The organism is Stenotrophomonas sp. YJH_SMC_123, assembly GCF_059368215.1.
In genome coordinates, this window is the sequence record NZ_JCAFRM010000001.1 from 211,335 (window position 1) to 227,073 (window position 15,739).

At 68.0% G+C, this 15,739-nt stretch carries 18 protein-coding genes; 12 read left to right on the forward strand and 6 right to left on the reverse strand.

The window, feature by feature from the left end; translation table 11 throughout:
* Window positions 1-70 precede the first annotated feature (70 nt).
* The 5 genes from AC5P5W_RS00995 to AC5P5W_RS01015 all read left to right on the forward strand — a co-directional run bounded on the left by AC5P5W_RS00995 (window position 71) and on the right by AC5P5W_RS01015 (window position 4,395).
* Window positions 71-652, forward strand: a complete 582-nt coding sequence (locus AC5P5W_RS00995) for an NMCC_0638 family (lipo)protein (RefSeq protein WP_032960801.1) — start codon at window positions 71-73, stop codon at window positions 650-652.
* A gap of 209 nt (window positions 653-861) precedes the next feature.
* Window positions 862-1,329, forward strand: coding sequence for a DUF2975 domain-containing protein (locus tag AC5P5W_RS01000; protein ID WP_495220871.1), 468 nt, complete (start codon window positions 862-864; stop codon window positions 1,327-1,329).
* Window positions 1,329-1,553, forward strand: a complete 225-nt coding sequence (locus AC5P5W_RS01005) for a helix-turn-helix domain-containing protein (RefSeq protein WP_012479411.1) — start codon at window positions 1,329-1,331, stop codon at window positions 1,551-1,553. Before AC5P5W_RS01000 ends, AC5P5W_RS01005 begins: the two co-directional genes overlap by 1 nt.
* A gap of 43 nt (window positions 1,554-1,596) precedes the next feature.
* Window positions 1,597-3,138, forward strand: coding sequence for a TerC family protein (locus tag AC5P5W_RS01010; protein ID WP_197574594.1), 1,542 nt, complete (start codon window positions 1,597-1,599; stop codon window positions 3,136-3,138).
* A 120-nt stretch (window positions 3,139-3,258) separates the two neighbouring features.
* Window positions 3,259-4,395, forward strand: coding sequence for a metallophosphoesterase (locus AC5P5W_RS01015; protein ID WP_197574595.1), 1,137 nt, complete (start codon window positions 3,259-3,261; stop codon window positions 4,393-4,395).
* 55 nt (window positions 4,396-4,450) lie between these two features.
* Here the strand turns inward: AC5P5W_RS01015 and AC5P5W_RS01020 are convergent, their stop codons facing one another.
* The 5 genes from AC5P5W_RS01020 to AC5P5W_RS01040 form a co-directional block, all read right to left on the reverse strand.
* The gene (locus AC5P5W_RS01020; protein WP_049441148.1) at window positions 4,451-5,089 is read right to left on the reverse strand and encodes a ferric reductase-like transmembrane domain-containing protein; all 639 of its coding nucleotides are present in this window, start codon (window positions 5,087-5,089) and stop codon (window positions 4,451-4,453) included.
* An 83-nt stretch (window positions 5,090-5,172) separates the two neighbouring features.
* Entirely contained in the window at window positions 5,173-5,907 is a 735-nt protein-coding gene (locus AC5P5W_RS01025; protein WP_197574596.1) for an HvfC family RiPP maturation protein, read from the reverse strand.
* Window positions 5,900-6,745, reverse strand: a complete 846-nt coding sequence (locus AC5P5W_RS01030; RefSeq protein WP_197574597.1) for an HvfB family MNIO-type RiPP peptide maturase — start codon at window positions 6,743-6,745, stop codon at window positions 5,900-5,902. Before AC5P5W_RS01030 ends, AC5P5W_RS01025 begins: the two co-directional genes overlap by 8 nt.
* A gap of 54 nt (window positions 6,746-6,799) precedes the next feature.
* The gene (locus AC5P5W_RS01035) at window positions 6,800-7,276 is read right to left on the reverse strand and encodes an HvfA family oxazolone/thioamide-modified RiPP metallophore (protein WP_197574598.1); all 477 of its coding nucleotides are present in this window, start codon (window positions 7,274-7,276) and stop codon (window positions 6,800-6,802) included.
* A gap of 95 nt (window positions 7,277-7,371) precedes the next feature.
* Entirely contained in the window at window positions 7,372-8,016 is a 645-nt protein-coding gene (locus AC5P5W_RS01040; RefSeq protein WP_197574599.1) for an HvfX family Cu-binding RiPP maturation protein, read from the reverse strand.
* A 342-nt stretch (window positions 8,017-8,358) separates the two neighbouring features.
* Between AC5P5W_RS01040 and AC5P5W_RS01045 the strand changes: the two genes are divergently transcribed.
* The 6 genes from AC5P5W_RS01045 (at window position 8,359) to AC5P5W_RS01070 (ending at window position 14,284) form a co-directional block, all read left to right on the forward strand.
* The gene (locus AC5P5W_RS01045; RefSeq protein ID WP_197574600.1) at window positions 8,359-9,150 is read left to right on the forward strand and encodes an alpha/beta fold hydrolase; all 792 of its coding nucleotides are present in this window, start codon (window positions 8,359-8,361) and stop codon (window positions 9,148-9,150) included.
* 3 nt (window positions 9,151-9,153) lie between these two features.
* Window positions 9,154-9,699, forward strand: coding sequence for a redoxin family protein (locus AC5P5W_RS01050; RefSeq protein WP_046429445.1), 546 nt, complete (start codon window positions 9,154-9,156; stop codon window positions 9,697-9,699).
* Window positions 9,700-9,756: 57 nt separating this feature from the next.
* Complete coding sequence (locus AC5P5W_RS01055; RefSeq protein ID WP_032960784.1) at window positions 9,757-10,497, forward strand: response regulator; 741 nt, start codon at window positions 9,757-9,759, stop codon at window positions 10,495-10,497.
* Window positions 10,494-11,807, forward strand: a complete 1,314-nt coding sequence (locus AC5P5W_RS01060) for a sensor histidine kinase (protein WP_197574601.1) — start codon at window positions 10,494-10,496, stop codon at window positions 11,805-11,807. Before AC5P5W_RS01055 ends, AC5P5W_RS01060 begins: the two co-directional genes overlap by 4 nt.
* A gap of 125 nt (window positions 11,808-11,932) precedes the next feature.
* Window positions 11,933-12,946 carry a hypothetical protein gene (locus AC5P5W_RS01065; RefSeq protein ID WP_197574602.1) on the forward strand — a complete coding sequence of 338 codons (1,014 nt, stop codon included), beginning with the start codon at window positions 11,933-11,935 and terminating at the stop codon, window positions 12,944-12,946.
* A 78-nt stretch (window positions 12,947-13,024) separates the two neighbouring features.
* Complete coding sequence (locus AC5P5W_RS01070; RefSeq protein WP_197574603.1) at window positions 13,025-14,284, forward strand: MFS transporter; 1,260 nt, start codon at window positions 13,025-13,027, stop codon at window positions 14,282-14,284.
* Window positions 14,285-14,288: 4 nt separating this feature from the next.
* Here the strand turns inward: AC5P5W_RS01070 and AC5P5W_RS01075 are convergent, their stop codons facing one another.
* A complete protein-coding gene (locus AC5P5W_RS01075; RefSeq protein WP_100449642.1) occupies window positions 14,289-15,236 on the reverse strand; it encodes a nucleoside hydrolase in 948 nt (315 codons plus the stop codon).
* A 153-nt stretch (window positions 15,237-15,389) separates the two neighbouring features.
* On the opposite strand from AC5P5W_RS01075, the gene AC5P5W_RS01080 reads away from it, so the two are divergent.
* Window positions 15,390-15,710, forward strand: a complete 321-nt coding sequence (locus tag AC5P5W_RS01080; protein WP_197574604.1) for a hypothetical protein — start codon at window positions 15,390-15,392, stop codon at window positions 15,708-15,710.
* The last annotated feature ends 29 nt before the right edge of the window (window positions 15,711-15,739 follow it).

Genomic DNA, 15,739 nt, shown 5'->3' on the forward strand with positions numbered 1-15,739 from the left:
CCATGACCCATTGCGCGGCGCGCCCGGGCTTTGCCATCCTCCCTGCTGTTTTCCGTAGCGTGGAATCCCGATGCGTCCTGCGTTCTGGCTGGCTTTGGCCCTGCTGCCCACCCTGGCGGTGGCGCAACCCGCGCGTACTCCCAAGGCCAAGGCCCCGGCGCAGGATCCCTTCAGCGAGTTGTTCGATACCGCCTGCATGCAGCACATCGGCGCGCCGGCGCGGTTGCAGTCGCTGATGGAATCCAACGGGCTGTCACCGCTGCAGCCTGCCGAAGCGGCAACGTTGCTGCAGGGGCAGTCGGGCGTGGCCTGGATGGTGCCGCTGGCCAGCGGCCGTTATGCGGTCAGCTGGGCCGACGATGGCACCTGCTCGGTGTATGCGGAAAAGGCCGAAGCGGCGGTGGTGCAGAAGGGCTTCGCACGGCTGGTGCAGGCGGCACCGAAGCCATTGCAGGCGCGCTCGCTGCCGGGCCGTGGTCCGCTGTCGGCCGACCAGGTGGCGATCCAATACGGCTGGGCCACGCCGGGGCAGGCCAAGCTGCAGGTGCGCTTCCGGCTGGTGACGCGGCAGGCGGCCGAGGCCGGCGTACAGGCGATGGCCTCGGTGACGCCGGGGGACGCGATGCTCGAACCCGCGGCGCCCACCCGATAACGCCTGCCGGGGCCCGCGCCCAGCCGGGGGACCATGCTCGCGATTCAGCCTTTCACGCAGGATGTGGTATATCGTTTATCGATAAATCCACCCTGGGGCGGCGAGGCCACCCCAATGCCGGAGGCCGCTTGACCGCTCGTCCCGCCCGCGCCAGACCCGCGCGAGGCTTGTTCACCCTGGCCCAGGCCGCCGTACAGGCCGTCCGGGCGATGTGCTGGCTGGGCATCCTGGCCGCACTGCTGGCGGTGCCCCTGGTCGCCCATGACCGCCGCTGGCTGCTCGACAGCGTGCATGACGCCGAGGCCGCCGCCGCGCATGGCAACGACCTGTTCCTGCACTTCTGCCTGGGCCTGGGCGCGATCGTCGCGCTGCTGGTGCTGTGCCTGCTGTTCCTGCGCCATCTGCTGAGGCTGCTGAAGTCGGCGGCGCGCGAGCGGCCGTTCACCCATGCCAATGCACAGCGCCTGCAGCGCATGGCCTGGCTGATGCTGGCAATGGAACTGCTGTCGATCCTGATCGGTGCCTACGCGGCCTGGATGGGCCCGGATTTCACCTGGATGGAGGTGGGCGGCGGCATGTCGATCACCGGGCTGGTGGCGGTGCTGATCCTGTTCGTGCTCGCACGCGTGTTCGCCGTGGGCGCGGCGATGCGCGATGACCTCGATGGTGTCATCTGATGGCGATCGTCATCACCCTGGACCGCATGCTGCAGGCACGGGGCATGACCTTGTCCGAGCTGGCCGGGCGCATCGACATCACCCTGGCGAACCTGTCGATCCTGAAGACCGGCAAGGCGCGAGCCATCCGCTTTTCCACGCTGGATGCGATCTGCCGCGAGCTGCAGTGCACGCCCGGCGACCTGCTTGGGCATGACCCGGCGCAGGCGCAGGATGCCGACTGAGTGGACGCCCTTTTCCCTTACCCACTGACGAAACGGACCTGAAATGGAATGGTTGGCTGACCCCTCGATATGGATGGGCCTTGCAACCCTGGTCGTGCTGGAGATCGTTCTCGGCATCGACAACCTGGTGTTCATTGCGATCCTTGCCGACAAGCTGCCGCCGCACCAGCGCGACCGCGCGCGGGTGATCGGCCTGGCGCTGGCACTGCTGATGCGGCTGGTGCTGCTGGCGGCGCTGGCCTGGATCATGAAGTTGACCGAGCCGCTGGTGACCTTGTTGGACCACAGCTTCTCCGGGCGCGACCTGATCCTGCTGGGCGGTGGCCTGTTCCTGCTGTTCAAGGGCACCATGGAACTGCACGAACGGCTGGAAGGCCGCGCGCATCACGAGGATGGCAAGAAGGTCTATGCCAGCTTCGCGATGGTGGTGGCACAGATCGTGGTGCTCGACGCGGTGTTCTCGCTGGACTCGGTGATCACCGCCGTCGGCATGGTCGACAACCTGGGCGTGATGTATGCGGCCGTGACCATCGCCATGGCGCTGATGCTGCTGGCCAGCAAGCCGCTGACCCGCTTCGTCAACAAGCATCCCACCGTGGTGGTGCTGTGCCTGGGCTTCCTGCTGATGATCGGCTTCAGCCTGGTGGCTGAAGGCCTGGGCTACAAGATCCCGAAGGGCTACCTGTACGCAGCGATCGCTTTCTCGATCCTGGTCGAGGCGTTCAACCAGTGGGTGCGTTTCAACCGTGAGCGCAACGAGCGCCGCCAGCCGTTCCGCCAGCGCACCGCCGATGCCGTGCTGAGGATGCTGGGCGCGCGTCCAGCGAACGGCCACGACGACGAAGGCGTGGACGAGCAGGTGGACGCCGACGAGCGCCTGCAGCCGGCGGAGCACGAAATGATCCGCAGCGTGCTGGGCCTGGCCGATCGTCCGGTGTCCAGCGTGATGACTGTGCGTGCCGACGTGCAATGGATCGACCTGGCGCGTGGTCAGGAGGATGTGGTGGCGCGCCTGGTGGCCTCGCCGCATACGCGCCTGCTGGTCGGTGACGGTGACCTGGACAGCCTGCGTGGCGTGGTGCAGAGCCGGGACGTGCTGGCCGACCTGCTGCAGGGCAAGCCACTGCAGCTGGAGGGCAACCTGCGCGAACCGCAGTACGTTCTGTCCACTGCCAGTGCGCTGCAGGCGCTGGAACTGATCCGCCAGCATCCGGTGCCGCTGGCGGTGGCGGTGGACGAGTACGGCAGCGTGGAGGGCCTGGTGACCGCCAACGACCTGCTGGCGGCGATTGCCGGTGACCTGGTCGATACCCAGGACGAGCGCTATGGCGTGGTGGCGCAGGGCGAGGATCAATGGGAGGCCGATGGTGCGCTGACCCTGGACGACCTGCAGCGTTTGGCGGGCGTGTCGCTGCCCCGCAGTGCCGACTACATGACCATCTCGGGTCTGGTGCTGGAGCAGCTGGGCCGCCTGCCGGACGTCGGCGACGCGGTGGAGGTGGCCGGCGTGCGCATCACCGTGCTGGCAATGGAGAAGCGCCGTATCGCCCGCCTGCGGGTGGAGCGCCTCGACGGAATGGCCTGACCGCCTGTTGTTGTAGAGCCGGGCCCATGCCCGGCTGCGTGTTGAGAAGCCGAGCATGGGCCCGGCTCTACACAACACGACCCGCAGCCGTCACCATGGCGGGCCCGCTTTCTGTCATGGATGGTTGCAGTGCTGAGTACGATCGGTTTGTTGATGGGCCTGTATGTGGCCTGGCGCCTGTTCTGGCCGCTGCGCATGCCCATCGGGTTGAAGGTCGTGCTGTCGCTGCTGGTGGTGGCCATGGCCGTGCAGCTGCGCATCGTGGCCACCTTCTGGGGCACGATGGCATCACCGGAAATCCCGAGGATGGCCATCGCCGTCCTGGCCACCGGCTCCACGGCGGTGCTGCTGCTGGCGTTGCTGATGCTGGTGCTGGATGTGGGCCTGCTGCTTTCGCGCCTGCTGCGTTGGCCGCGCATCGTATCGGCCCTGCGCGCCTCGAAGCTGCGGCCGTTGGCCGGCCTGCTGGCGCTGCTTGTGAGTGGCTATGGCGTCAGCCAGGGCATGGCCGTGCCCCAGCCCAGGCAGATCGACGTGGCGATCAAGGATCTGCCTGCTGCGTTCGACGGCTATCGCGTGCTGCAGCTGACCGACATCCACGCCAGCCGCCTGCTGACCGGCGACTGGGTACGCAGGGTGGTGGACGAGAGCAACGCGCTGAAGCCGGACCTGATCGTGATCACTGGCGACCTGATCGACGGCAGCGTCGAGGCCCGCCGTGACGACGCGCGTCCTCTGGCCGATCTGCGAGCGCCGGACGGTGTCATCGCCATCACCGGCAACCACGAGTACTACGCGCAGTACCAGGACTGGATGCAGGCATTCCGCGCACTGCGCATGCAGGTGCTTGAGAACAGCCACCTGCAGGTGCGGCGCGGCGACGCGGCGCTGACCATCGCCGGTGTCACCGATCCGGTGGCGGCGCGCTATGGCCTGCCGTTGCCGGATCTGGATGCTGCGCTGGCCGGTGCCGATCCGTCCGCACCGGTGATCCTGCTCGACCATCGCCCGCGCAATGCACGCGAGGCGGCGGCGCGTGGGGTGAAGCTGCAGCTGTCCGGGCATACCCACGGCGGGCAGATCATCGGCATGGACCAGCTGGTGAAGCGGGCCAATGGCGGTTTCGTGTCCGGCCGCTACGACGTGGAGGGGATGACGCTGTACGTGGGCAACGGCGCGGGCCTCTGGGCCGGTTTCCCGGCGCGCATCGGCGTGCCGTCGGAGATCACCCTGATCACGCTGCGCCGCGCGCCTTGACCTGATGTGGGGTCAGATCCCTTTGCCTTTGGCAAAGGGATCTGACCCCGGCCCGTCAGGCCGCCCGCAGCGGCGGCCGCGCATGCGCACTTCGACGCAGGGCCTGCGCCCGCTTGGCGATCCAGCGCACCACGAAGGCGGTGAACAGCAGCGCCGACGGCACCGCATACCAGAAGTTGCCGGGCACGCGCTTGAAGTACGAGTAGGTGAACACCGCCGCGATGATCCACATGCCGGTGACGTGCAGGCGACGCCAGGCGGTGGGTCCCATGCGCCGGGCGAGCCCCCGGTGCGAGGTGATGGCCAGCGCCAGGATGGCGATGTAGCCCACCGTGCCCGGGAGGTTGGCCAGCGCGGAGCGTGCTGGCCAGAACGCCGGGTTGAGGATGCCGAAACTGGTGATGGCGACTGCGTGCAGCAGGTGCGAGAACGCGAAGGACAGGCCGATGATGCGCCGTTCACGCAGCAGGAACCGGGTGAACGGGCCGGGCAGCAGGGTGGCGAAGGAGGATGCCGTGAATGCCGCCAGGAACAGCAGGAACGATGTGCGGGCGGTGAGCCGGATCGCCGCGCGGCTGCCTTCGGCTGCATCGGGATTCAGGGCGAAGGCGGTCAGTGCGAACGCGATCAGGACCACGGCGATGGCTACGAACAGGCGCCAGCCGTGCAGGAAGGAAATGTTGGAAGCAGCCATGATGAGACCTCGAAGTAGGGGGCGGGTAGTGCCGGCCGCTTGCCGGTCAATGAACGGGTAGTGCCGGCCGCTGGCCGGCAACCTCAGAAAGCAGGCAATGCAACCAGCACCCCCGCCGTGCACAGCTCGCCCAGAACGGGCACGCAGGCAGCACGCAATGCGTCCGTTGCCACGTCATGTGTTTCGGACAGCGCCTGCAGTGCCTCATCCACACGCGCGCCGTCGTCACCGAAGACCGAAAGCAGCGCGTAGGCCAGCGGTGACGGTTGCTCGACCTTCAGGCTGAAATCGGCGCGGCGCTGGATCACCAGCAGCGTGGGAGCTGCGCCCAACACCGGTTCCAGCCCCTCGTCCCCATGCACCGGCCACCGGTACCCAAGCACCCGCACCAGCGGCGAAACCGCCAGCACATCACTGTCCTCGGGTACGCGCTGCAGCAGACACCCAGTGCCACGCGCTTCAATGTGCAGCGACTGCTGCGTGCTCTCGTAGTGCGCCAGTTCCGCCGCCCAGCCCGGCAGTGCCAGCGTGTCCTGCACTGCCAGCCAGGCCGCGAACTCGCCGGCGATCCGTGGGAACAACGGGGTCTGGCAGGCGTGGTGGGCGTAGTAGTACGCCACGGTGTCGCGCCAGCGCGACGTGCCCAACTGCTGTTGAAGTCGCGGCAGGCTGCCGGCCAGCAGGGTCTCCAGGCTGTCGATGCACAGGCGGCGGTATACCGCCAGCCTGCGCGCCTCCACGCCATCGGGTGCGGTCTTTGCAGGGTCCCGCACATGATCGGCCCAGCGCCGTTGCAGGGTAGCCAGCGACTCAGCCATGGGCCGCCTCCGGCCAACGTGCCTCAGCCTGTGCCTGGCGGATCTGCGCGACCTCGGCCAGCAACCCGGCCAGCGGCGGGAAGTTGAAGTCGCGCTCGAGCAGCGTGGGACGCACGCCCACCCGCATGTAGGCCTCGCGCAACAGCGCCCAGACCACGCCTTTCACCGGCGCACCATGGGTATCGATCTTGAAGCCGTCGTCTTCATCGAAGTGGCCCGCTACGTGCAGCGAGGCGACACGGTGGGACGGCACGTGGGCCAGGAATTCGAAGGCGTCGTAACCGTTGTTGCAGGCATTGACGAAGACGTTGTTGACGTCCAGCAGCAGGTCGCAGTCGGCTTCGGCGAGCACGGCGTTGATGAAGTCGATCTCGCTCATGTCCGCGCCGGCAACGGCGTAGTAGGAAATGTTCTCCACGGCGATGCGCCGGCCCAGCGTGTCCTGCACCTGGGCGATACGGCCGGCGACATGGTGAACGGCCTCGGCGGTGAACGGCAGTGGCAGCAGGTCGTAGACATGGCCACCGGCGGCGCAGTAGCTCAGGTGTTCGCTGTACAGCTGCACCTGGTGCAGGTCGAGGAAGGCACGGGTCTGTGCCAGCAGGGTGCGGTCCAGCGGATCAGGACCGCCCAGCGACAGCGACAGGCCGTGGCAGGTCAAGGGGTGGCGCTCGCTGAGTTGGCGCAGCGCGTTGCCGTGTGCACCGCCGACGCCGATCCAGTTGTCGGGGGATACTTCGAGGAAGTCGATGGCACCGGCCGGCATGGCCAGCAGTTCGTCGATCAGGCCACGGCGCAGGCCAAGACCGGCGGCATGGGTGGGCAGGGGCAGGGACATGGCGGATGCTCCACAGAGAGCGCCGCCTTGAAGGCGGCGCCGGGTGAACGTCGATCAATCGGCAACGCGGGAGAACAGGCCCTTCGGCATCGGCTTGCCGTTGGCGGTGTAGACGCTGCGCAGGTAGTCGTGCGCTTCCTGCTCGCTGATGTAACCGTCGTGGTCGGTGTCGATGCGGTCGAACTCGGCGGCACGCTTGGCGGCCACAGCGTTGAATTCGGCACGCGAGACCTTGCCGTCGTGGTCGCGATCAGTGCGGGCAAACGAGGCGTCGCCGCACTTGCCTTCGCCACACTGGCCCTCGGCCACCTTGGCCTTGCCGGCGGGCGTGCCGGTGGTGGCCTTGTTGGCCCCGCACTTGCCTTCACCGCACTTGCCTTCGGCGGCGGCGCTCATGGCCACCGCGCTGATCGACAGCGGCTGGATCGCCGCGGCCTGGCCGGCCAGCAGCAGGCCACCGGCCAGGGCGATGCCGATGGCACCGATGCGCGGCAGGCGGGAGGAAGAGGTGTTCTTGGTCGAGATGGACATGGTGGTGACTCCTTGGGAAAGCACGCGGGGCGTGCGGGATGGACGCCGCCGAAGAGGCGACGGAAAGCGAAACGCGCGGGAACAGGGGAGTCGGCTCAGGCGGCGCGGCGACGGCGCAGCAGATGGCCCAGCACCAGCACACCGCCGAGCAGGGCACCGCCGAAGCCGATGCCGGGCAACAGCGCGGCAACCGGCAGCAGCAGGGCGATCAGGCTGACGCCCCAACCCAGGCCGTCATTGCGTGCCGTGGCACGGCCGGACCCGGCCAGCAGCCGGTCCACGCTGAGTGCGCCACCGCCGTTGAGGATCAGTGGCAGCAGCATGGCCAGGAACAGCAACGGCAGCTTGAAGTTGCCGTAGCCCTGGTCGGTGATCGCATAGCCCTGCCAGAGTTCACCCAGGCCGTTCCATTGGTCGGGCCAGTGCACGGCGGCGATGGCAACGATGGTGAGCACCCAGAAGACGTAGGCCACCGAGCGCGTGGCCAGGCCGAGCAGCAGCATCACCGCACCCACCAGTTCCAGCCACGTGGCCAGCTGCCAGTTCAGCGACGCGGGCAGTGTGGAGAACGGGAACGGGAAGCGGCCTTCCAGGTCGGCGAACCAGTTCTGGCCGCCCAGCTTCTCGCGGCCGGATTCAAAGAACTCCCAGGCCAGCAGGGTGCGCAGCGCCAACGGCGAGAGCCAGCGGCCGACGGCGTTCAGGCGGGGCGTATACACGGAAGAAGCGGTGCTGATCATGGTGGTGTCCTGCGGGCCAGTGGTCGATGGAAGCCATTCCAGGCGGCGCAGGTATCGGCAACGTGTGCCGTTGCCCGGGGTTTTGTCAGCGACTGTGGCCGCGGCCGGGGTTTCGTACAGTCAGATACAAAGACGATGCGCTGATGCGCATCGGGGCGTTGCGCGCCCGCGTGCGGGCAGCGATATCCACCCGAAAGCGCCCGGCCAGGACCGGCGCGCGAATGTATCCCACTGTAGAAACCCGCCTGCGCCCTACAGTCCGGTACAACTCCGCGCTGCGGAGAAACAGCGCCGATACACCGGCAGGCGGAAATGGCCACTCCCAACTCCGGAGTGCCCCCCATGATCCGTACCTGCTTGCTGGCCGCCGCTCTCGCCCTTGCCGCCGCCGCCCCTGCCTTCGCTGCCCGGGCCGATACCGCTGCACCGCCCACCGTCATCCTGGTGCACGGCGCGTTCGCTGATGGCTCCAGCTGGAGCAAGGTCATCAGGACCCTGCATGACTGGAAGCTGCCGGCGGTGGCCGTGCAGAATCCGCTCACCTCGTTGGCCGACGACGTCGCCGCCACCCGTCGTGCGATTGCCGCTGCGCCTGGCAAGGTGGTGCTGGTCGGCCACAGCTGGGGTGGCACGGTCATCACCGAAGCGGGCAATGACCCGAAGGTGCAGGCGCTGGTGTATGTGGCGGCGTTCGCACCGGATGCAGGGCAATCATCGGCGCAACAGGGCGAAGGCTTCCCGGTCGGTCCGGGCCTGGCCCGCCTGCAGGAAAGGGACGGCTACCTGACGTTGCCGGCTGACGCTGTCGCCCAGGACTTCGCGCCGGACGTGATGAAGAAGTCGGCCGCACTGCTGTACAGCACGCAGGTCCCGTTGAAGGCCAGCGCGCTGGGCGAAGTAGTGAACGTTGCGGCGTGGCGCAGCAAGCCGAGCTGGTACGTGCTCAGCCGTGACGATCGCATGCTGTCGGCGCAGCTGCAGGCCGCCACCGCAAAGCGCATTGGCGCGCAGCTGCAATCGATCGGCAGCAGCCATGTGTCGCTGCTTTCGCATCCGGCGCAGGTGGCCGACAGTATCCTCGAAGCGGCGGGGGTGAAGCCGGCGGAACTGCCACTGGCCGAGCAGGGGGGCTGAGCGATGGCCGGCCTGCGTGCGTACGTGCTGCCGTTGCTGATGGGCGTGCTGGGTGGGGCTGCTCTGTTGATGGCCTGGCCCAGCCCGGAGGCCGATGCGCAGCCGGCACAGGCCGTTCCCGCCGCCGGGTTCGACGGTGGCGGGCCCTGGCACAACAGCCCGCCGCTCACACTGGAGCAGTTGCGGGGGAAGGTGGTGCTGGTCGAGTTCTGGACCTACACCTGCAGCAACTGCCTCAACGTGGCGCCGTATGTCCACCAGTGGCATGCGCGCTACGCGTCGCAGGGCCTGAGGGTGATCGGCGTGCATACGCCGGAGTTCGCCTATGAAGGGCTGCCTGGCAACGTGCGCAAGGCCATCGCACGGTTGGACATCGCCTGGCCGGTGGTGCAGGACAACCAGTACCGGATCTGGAACGCCTGGGGCAACCGCTTCTGGCCCGCACTGTACCTGCTCGACCGGCAGGGGCGGGTGGTCTACCGCCATTACGGCGAGGGCGACTACGCACGTACCGAAAGCGAGATCCAGCGCCTGCTGGGCAACCCCTGAGCCGCGCTACCATGGCCGCACCGCGCGGCCTTGACCTTCGTCCTCATCGAGAACGCAATGAACCACGTACCGCACATCCTGGTCGTCGACGATGACAGCGAGATCCGCCAGATGCTGGCCGATTACCTGCAACGCAACGGCCTGCGCGTGAGCCAGGCCGACGGTGGCCGGGCCATGCGCGCGCTGATGGATACCCATGCCGTGGATCTGGTCGTGCTGGACGTGATGATGCCGGGCGAGGACGGACTGAGCCTGTGCCGTAACCTGCGCGCCGGCAAGCATCGTGCGGTGCCGGTGGTGCTGCTGACCGCCCGCGACGACGAAACCGACCGCATCATCGGCCTGGAAATGGGCGCTGATGACTACGTGACCAAGCCCTTCTCTTCGCGCGAACTGCTGGCACGCATCAATGCGGTGATCCGCCGTACCCGGATGTTGCCGCCGAATCTGCAGGTGAGCGAAGCCGGTCGCCAGCTGGCCTTCGGCGAGTGGCGCCTGGACACCACCGCACGCCATCTGCTGGATGCACAGGACACCGCGTATCCACTCAGTGGCGCCGAATTCCGCCTGTTGCGCGTATTCCTCGATCACGCCAATCGGGTGCTCAGCCGCGACCAGCTGCTCAGCCTCACGCAGGGCCGCGATGCCGAACTGTTTGACCGCTCGATCGACCTGCTGGTCAGCCGCGTGCGGCAGCGCCTGGGTGATGACGCACGCGAGCCGACCTACATCAAGACCGTGCGCAGCGAAGGCTATGTGTTCAGCGTGCCGGTGCAGTTGCTGGGGCCGGACGAATGAACGCCACCGCACGCCGCCCACGCTGGCCGCGCACGCTGTCGGCGCGGCTGCTGCTGGTGCTGCTGGGCGGACTGGCGCTGGCCCACGCACTGTCCTTCGGCCTGCTGTTCTTCGAACGCTACCAGTCCACCCGCAGCATGATGCTGCGCAACCTGGACGAAGACGTGGCCGTGAGTGTTGCGCTGCTGGAGCACCTGCCCGCGGACCAGCGCGATGCCTGGGTGCCGCGGCTGGAGCGGCGCACCTACCGTTACCTGCTGCGCCCGGCCGCGGCCGGACCGGGGCTGCAGACCGATCGTGCACGCCAGGTCACGGCGATCATCGATGACAGCCTGCAGCACCGCTATCCGTTGCAGGCGCGCCAGGTGGCTCGCCTGCCGGAGCGGTTCGAGGTGGAACTGCGCCTGCACGACGGCACTCCCTTGACCATTGAAGTCACCCCGTCGGGCCTGCCGCTGGCGCGCTGGCTGCCCGCCGTGCTGCTGGTGCAGCTGGCGCTGCTGCTGGTGTGCGCGTGGCTGGCGGTGCGCCTGGCCATGCGCCCGCTGCAGCAGTTGTCGCATGCGGTGGAGCATCTGCAGCCGGGCAAGGACGGGCCTGCACTGCCTGAAGATGGCCCGGCCGAAGTGGGCGGCGCAGCAGCCGCGCTCAACGCACTGCAGGCACGCATTCGTGGCCATGTCAGTGAACGCCTGCAGATCCTGGCCGCGATCTCGCATGACCTGCAGACCCCCATCACGCGCATGAAGCTCCGGGTGGAGACCCTGCCTGAAGACAGCACCCAGCAGCGGCTGCTGGCCGACCTCGACCACCTTGGGCAACTGGTGCGCGAGGGTGTGGCCTATGCGCGCAGCAGCCACGTCGCCAGTGGCGCGCCGGTGTCGATGGACCTGGGCGCGTTCCTGGCCAGTGTGGTCGGCGATTACGAGGACATGGGCAAGCCGGTCAGTGGCGGTGCGCCCGCTGGACTGGTCGTGCAGACCTGGCCGCAGCTGCTGCGACGGGTGGTCGGCAATCTGGTCGACAATGCACTCCGCTACGCCGGCGCTGCCGAGATCGAGGCCGGCCGTGACGAGGCCGGAAGGGTATGGATCAGAATTTCCGACCGTGGCCCGGGCATCCCCGAGGACCAGCTGCAGGCAGTGCTGGCGCCGTTCCATCGGCTGGAAAGCTCGCGCAATCGCGATACCGGTGGCACTGGCCTGGGACTGGCCATCGCGGTGCAACTGGCGCAGTCGCTGGGCGGCTCGCTGCGGTTGCGCAACCGCGAGGGTGGCGGGCTGATGGCTGAGCTGCAGCTGCCGGGGTAACGGGCGGGGTCGGATCCCCTTGCGGGAGCGAAGGGCTCTGACCCCGATGTGGGATCTGTGACGTTCCTGCACGGCCTTGGGATCGGCGATCATCTGCAGGGAGTGTCAAAACCAGGAAGCACGCAATGCAGGGAACGCAGCATTCAATCCAGCGCCCGCGCCACGTCGCGCTGCTGGTCGGTCTGCTCGCGCTGGCGGCCTGCCAGCGCATACCGGACGCACCGACCGACGCACCCGCAGCGGGCACACCGCCTGCCGCCCCGGCCACCGCAACAGATCTCTCTCCGCTGCTCGACGCCTTGCCGACCTGCGCGCTGGACGGCTGGTACATCGATCAGCAGACCGGGCGCCCGGCCCATCCCTGGTTGGCGGCGAACGCGCCGAAGCCCTGCAAGGAAGACGTGGAGAACGAGATCGCCACGTTCTGCGTGCAGGGGCAGTGGAAGGGGCTGCCGGTGGAAGAGGTGATCCTGCCGACGATGACATTCGTTTCGTTCCGTGGGGCCAGGATCGGCCTGCCGCTGGAGAAGGCACGTCCCATCGTCCGCCAGCGTTTCGGCCAGGACTTCCCGGGTGGTGCGGCTTACGAGGAGGGCCGCGAGCCGAAGCTGATGGCCGATCCCGAAGATGCGCAGCGTTCGTGGCTGCTGTGCAGCACCCCGGAACTGGGCCACGACGTGGACAGCGAGGGAAGCATCAGCTATTCCGGCATGAACCTGCCCTACGACCACGACGGTTGCAGTTACCGCTACAGCCCGGTCGACTTCTGCGATGCGCGGCACCGCGCAGCCATCGAAGATGCCCTCCAGCATCAGAAACCCAATTTCAACCGGCACTACCTGCTGGTACAGGTCGATGATCGTCCGGAGTATTTCCAGCGCACGCTGGTGCTGGTCGATACCCGCACGGGCAGGGCGACGCCACTGCCGTTCGATGCCTTCACCGGGCCGGCGGGAAAGGGCGGTGATGCTACCGGCTACGGGACACTGGAGACGGGCGTGGACCGGCAGCAGTTCTGCCTCGATGGCGCGTTGCTGGTCTACCGCGTGTTCGAGGAAGGGCGCTTCTGCTTCGGTTTTGACGGTGAGCGCTTCACCGGCCATGAAACCCAGTACATGCAGGCAGCGGATGGCCGATGACCGGTATTTCACCCGGGCCATGACATCCTGCCCCGAACCTGCGCAACCGGGACCGAGGCTGTTGAAGGCGAACACGCAATGACCGCGGCGCGGCAGCGCTCGATGTGGGTGGCGGGCCTGTCCACGGTAGTGGAGTGGTACGACTTCACCCTGTACCTGTATTTCGCCACGGTGCTGTCGCGGGTGTTTTTCGGCGGCGGCGAACAGGCGCTGCTGGTCACGCTGGCAGGCTTCGCGGTGTCCTACCTGATGCGCCCGCTGGGCGCGCTGTGCTTCGGCCACCTGGGCGACCGCCTGGGCCGGCGCTGGATGCTGCTGGCTTCGATGGCGTTGATGGCGGCGGCGATGCTGGCCACTGCGTTGCTGCCGACCGCGGCCACCGCAGGTACCACGGCGGGCGTGCTACTGCTGGTATTGCGCTGCGTGATGGCGTTTTCGGTGGGCGGTGAGTACACCGGCGTGGTGGCGTACCTGCTGGAAAGCGCACCGGCGCGGCGGCGTGGCCTGGTGACCTCGCTGGCCTCGGCCGCCAGTGAAGTAGGCGCACTGCTGGCGGTAGCGATCTCGGCGGTCACCGTGGCGCTGCTCGCGCCCGCGCAGCTGGACAGCTGGGGCTGGCGTATTCCGTTCTTCGTCGGCGCTGCGCTGGCACTGGTGATCCTGGTCGCGCGCTCGGGCATGCACGAATCGCCTGAGTTCGAACGCCAGCGCCGCGAAGGCAGCATTCCTGCCACGCCGCTGCGGCATGTGCTGCAGCACCACCCGCTGGCGGTGGCGCGCACCTTCGCGATCTCGGCCTTGGGATCGATCACCTACTACGTGGGCATCACCTATGTGCCCGCATTCCTGCATGCGCGGGGCCACGATGAGGGCGATGCGCTGTGGCTTTCGACAATTGCGGCGGTCGCAGTGATTGCGATCACGCCGCTGTGTGGCGCATTGTCCGACCGCGTCGGGCGGCGGCCGATGCTGCTGGGCCTGACCCTGCTGGCAGCGTTGTTGCCGCTGTCCCTGTTCGCCTGGATGGCACAGGCGCCGCCGTTGGGCATTGCGCTGGCGGCGGTGCTGCTGGCCTGCGTGGCCGGCGGCGTGAGCGCGGTCGCGGCCCCGGCCACGGCCGAGCAGTTCCCCGGCGAAGGGCGGGTGAGTGGGCTGGCACTGGGCGTGACCATGGCCACGGCCTTCTTCGGCGGGGCAACGCCATGGCTGGCGCAATGGTGGGTGGAACGCAGCGGCTGGGCGGCGGCGCCGGGCGCGATGATCGCGCTGGTGGCGGTGCTGGTGCTGCCGGTGCTGTGGACCCTGCCCGAGACGGTCCCGGGCAGGGCCAAGCGCTAGCGGGTCAGACCTTCAGGGTCTGCTCGATGTCGGCCAGCACGGCGGCCGCATCGACGCCGATGGCGATCGACTGCACCACGTGGCCGTCCCACACGCTGGGGCCGAACGCCAGGCCTTCCGGCTTGGGAATGGTCATGCCGCGGGCGACGCCGTCGGTGGCCACGCGCACGCTGGCGCGTTCGAACTGGAACAGCTCCGGTCGGGTCAGCGCGATGCAGGCGCAGCAGTCGTGCACGACCATGCCCTTGTGGCCGGCCTGCAGGTAGAAGTCCACGTAATCCTGCGACAGCGCACGCACCAGCTCGGCGTCGGTACCGCCGATCGCGGCCAGCTTGTCCAGGCCGTCACGGTCCATTTCCACGCGGGTGGTCACGTCCAGGCCGATGGCGGTCACCGGCCAGCTGGCGGTGAACACCACGTCGGCCGCTTCGGCATCGCCCCAGATGTTGGCCTCGGCGGCCGGGGTGATGTTGCCGTTGACGTGGAACGCGCCGCCCATGATCACCACGCCGCGCACCAGGCCGGCGATGTCCGGGGCCTGCTGCAGGGCCAGCGCGAGGTTGGTCATGCGGCCGACCGCGACCAGGGTCACTTCGCCCGGATGGGCGCGGACCAGGTCGATGATCAGCTGGTGAGCGGGGCGCGCGTCGGCGGCCACGTCCAGTTCGGTCGGCACCGGGTGGTTGCCCAGGCCGTTGTGGCCGTGGATGTGCACCGGCCAGGCTTCCGGGGTGGCTTCCGGCTGCAGCGGGCCACCGGCACCGCGCGCGACCGGGGCGGCGAAGCCCCAGGCCTGCTTCAGGTACAGCGCGTTGTGCGTGGTCGACTCCACCGAGGCATTGCCGAAGGTGGTGGTGACGCCGATCAGGTCAATCTGGGCGTGCTTGTGCAGGTACAGCAGGGCCAGGGCGTCGTCGACGCCCGGGTCGGTATCGAAAATGACTTTCAGCATGTTGTTGTTCTTCTTCTTCCGTGTGGTGCGGGGGGCGCCGGCGGCCTGGAAGCAGGCAGGCGCGCCCTGCATTGTCCCATCTTCATGACGGGCAGGGCCATTGCCGGGCTGGCAGGCCCATAATGCCCTCCAGTCCAGGCATGGAGCCGCCGAATGTTGATCGTTGCCCTTCTGCTGGTCCTGCTGGTGCTGGGCCTGAACGTGGCGGCTACCGTGGTGATCGTCAGGCGTGATGGCCTGTCGGCGGGTGGCCGCGCGGTGCAGCTGCTGCTGGTCTGGCTGCTGCCGCTGGTCGGCGCCATCCTGTGCCTGGCAGTGGCCACGGCCGATGGCTCAGGCAGCCGGGGGGATGGCGGTGCAAGCCATGACACCTCCGTTGGCTATTCCACTAACAGCCACAGCCATCACAGCTACAGCAGCTCCGACTGCGGCAGTGATGGTGGTGGAGGGGACGGCGGCAGCTGCGGCGATTGAGGTCCCCGTAGCGTCGAGCATGGCTCGAC

Excerpts from the sequence above, each read along its gene's own strand:
- AC5P5W_RS00995 (WP_032960801.1), top strand. The coding sequence starts at position 71 with ATGCGTCCTGCGTTCTGGCTGGCTTTGGCCCTGCTGCCCACCCTGGCG.
- AC5P5W_RS01000 (WP_495220871.1), top strand. The coding sequence starts at position 862 with ATGTGCTGGCTGGGCATCCTGGCCGCACTGCTGGCGGTGCCCCTGGTC.
- AC5P5W_RS01005 (WP_012479411.1), top strand. The coding sequence starts at position 1,329 with ATGGCGATCGTCATCACCCTGGACCGCATGCTGCAGGCACGGGGCATG.
- AC5P5W_RS01010 (WP_197574594.1), top strand. The coding sequence starts at position 1,597 with ATGGAATGGTTGGCTGACCCCTCGATATGGATGGGCCTTGCAACCCTG.
- AC5P5W_RS01015 (WP_197574595.1), top strand. The coding sequence starts at position 3,259 with ATGGTTGCAGTGCTGAGTACGATCGGTTTGTTGATGGGCCTGTATGTG.
- AC5P5W_RS01020 (WP_049441148.1), bottom strand. The coding sequence starts at position 5,089 with ATGGCTGCTTCCAACATTTCCTTCCTGCACGGCTGGCGCCTGTTCGTA.
- AC5P5W_RS01025 (WP_197574596.1), bottom strand. The coding sequence starts at position 5,907 with ATGGCTGAGTCGCTGGCTACCCTGCAACGGCGCTGGGCCGATCATGTG.
- AC5P5W_RS01030 (WP_197574597.1), bottom strand. The coding sequence starts at position 6,745 with ATGTCCCTGCCCCTGCCCACCCATGCCGCCGGTCTTGGCCTGCGCCGT.
- AC5P5W_RS01035 (WP_197574598.1), bottom strand. The coding sequence starts at position 7,276 with ATGTCCATCTCGACCAAGAACACCTCTTCCTCCCGCCTGCCGCGCATC.
- AC5P5W_RS01040 (WP_197574599.1), bottom strand. The coding sequence starts at position 8,016 with ATGATCAGCACCGCTTCTTCCGTGTATACGCCCCGCCTGAACGCCGTC.
- AC5P5W_RS01045 (WP_197574600.1), top strand. The coding sequence starts at position 8,359 with ATGATCCGTACCTGCTTGCTGGCCGCCGCTCTCGCCCTTGCCGCCGCC.
- AC5P5W_RS01050 (WP_046429445.1), top strand. The coding sequence starts at position 9,154 with ATGGCCGGCCTGCGTGCGTACGTGCTGCCGTTGCTGATGGGCGTGCTG.
- AC5P5W_RS01055 (WP_032960784.1), top strand. The coding sequence starts at position 9,757 with ATGAACCACGTACCGCACATCCTGGTCGTCGACGATGACAGCGAGATC.
- AC5P5W_RS01060 (WP_197574601.1), top strand. The coding sequence starts at position 10,494 with ATGAACGCCACCGCACGCCGCCCACGCTGGCCGCGCACGCTGTCGGCG.
- AC5P5W_RS01065 (WP_197574602.1), top strand. The coding sequence starts at position 11,933 with ATGCAGGGAACGCAGCATTCAATCCAGCGCCCGCGCCACGTCGCGCTG.
- AC5P5W_RS01070 (WP_197574603.1), top strand. The coding sequence starts at position 13,025 with ATGACCGCGGCGCGGCAGCGCTCGATGTGGGTGGCGGGCCTGTCCACG.
- AC5P5W_RS01075 (WP_100449642.1), bottom strand. The coding sequence starts at position 15,236 with ATGCTGAAAGTCATTTTCGATACCGACCCGGGCGTCGACGACGCCCTG.
- AC5P5W_RS01080 (WP_197574604.1), top strand. The coding sequence starts at position 15,390 with ATGTTGATCGTTGCCCTTCTGCTGGTCCTGCTGGTGCTGGGCCTGAAC.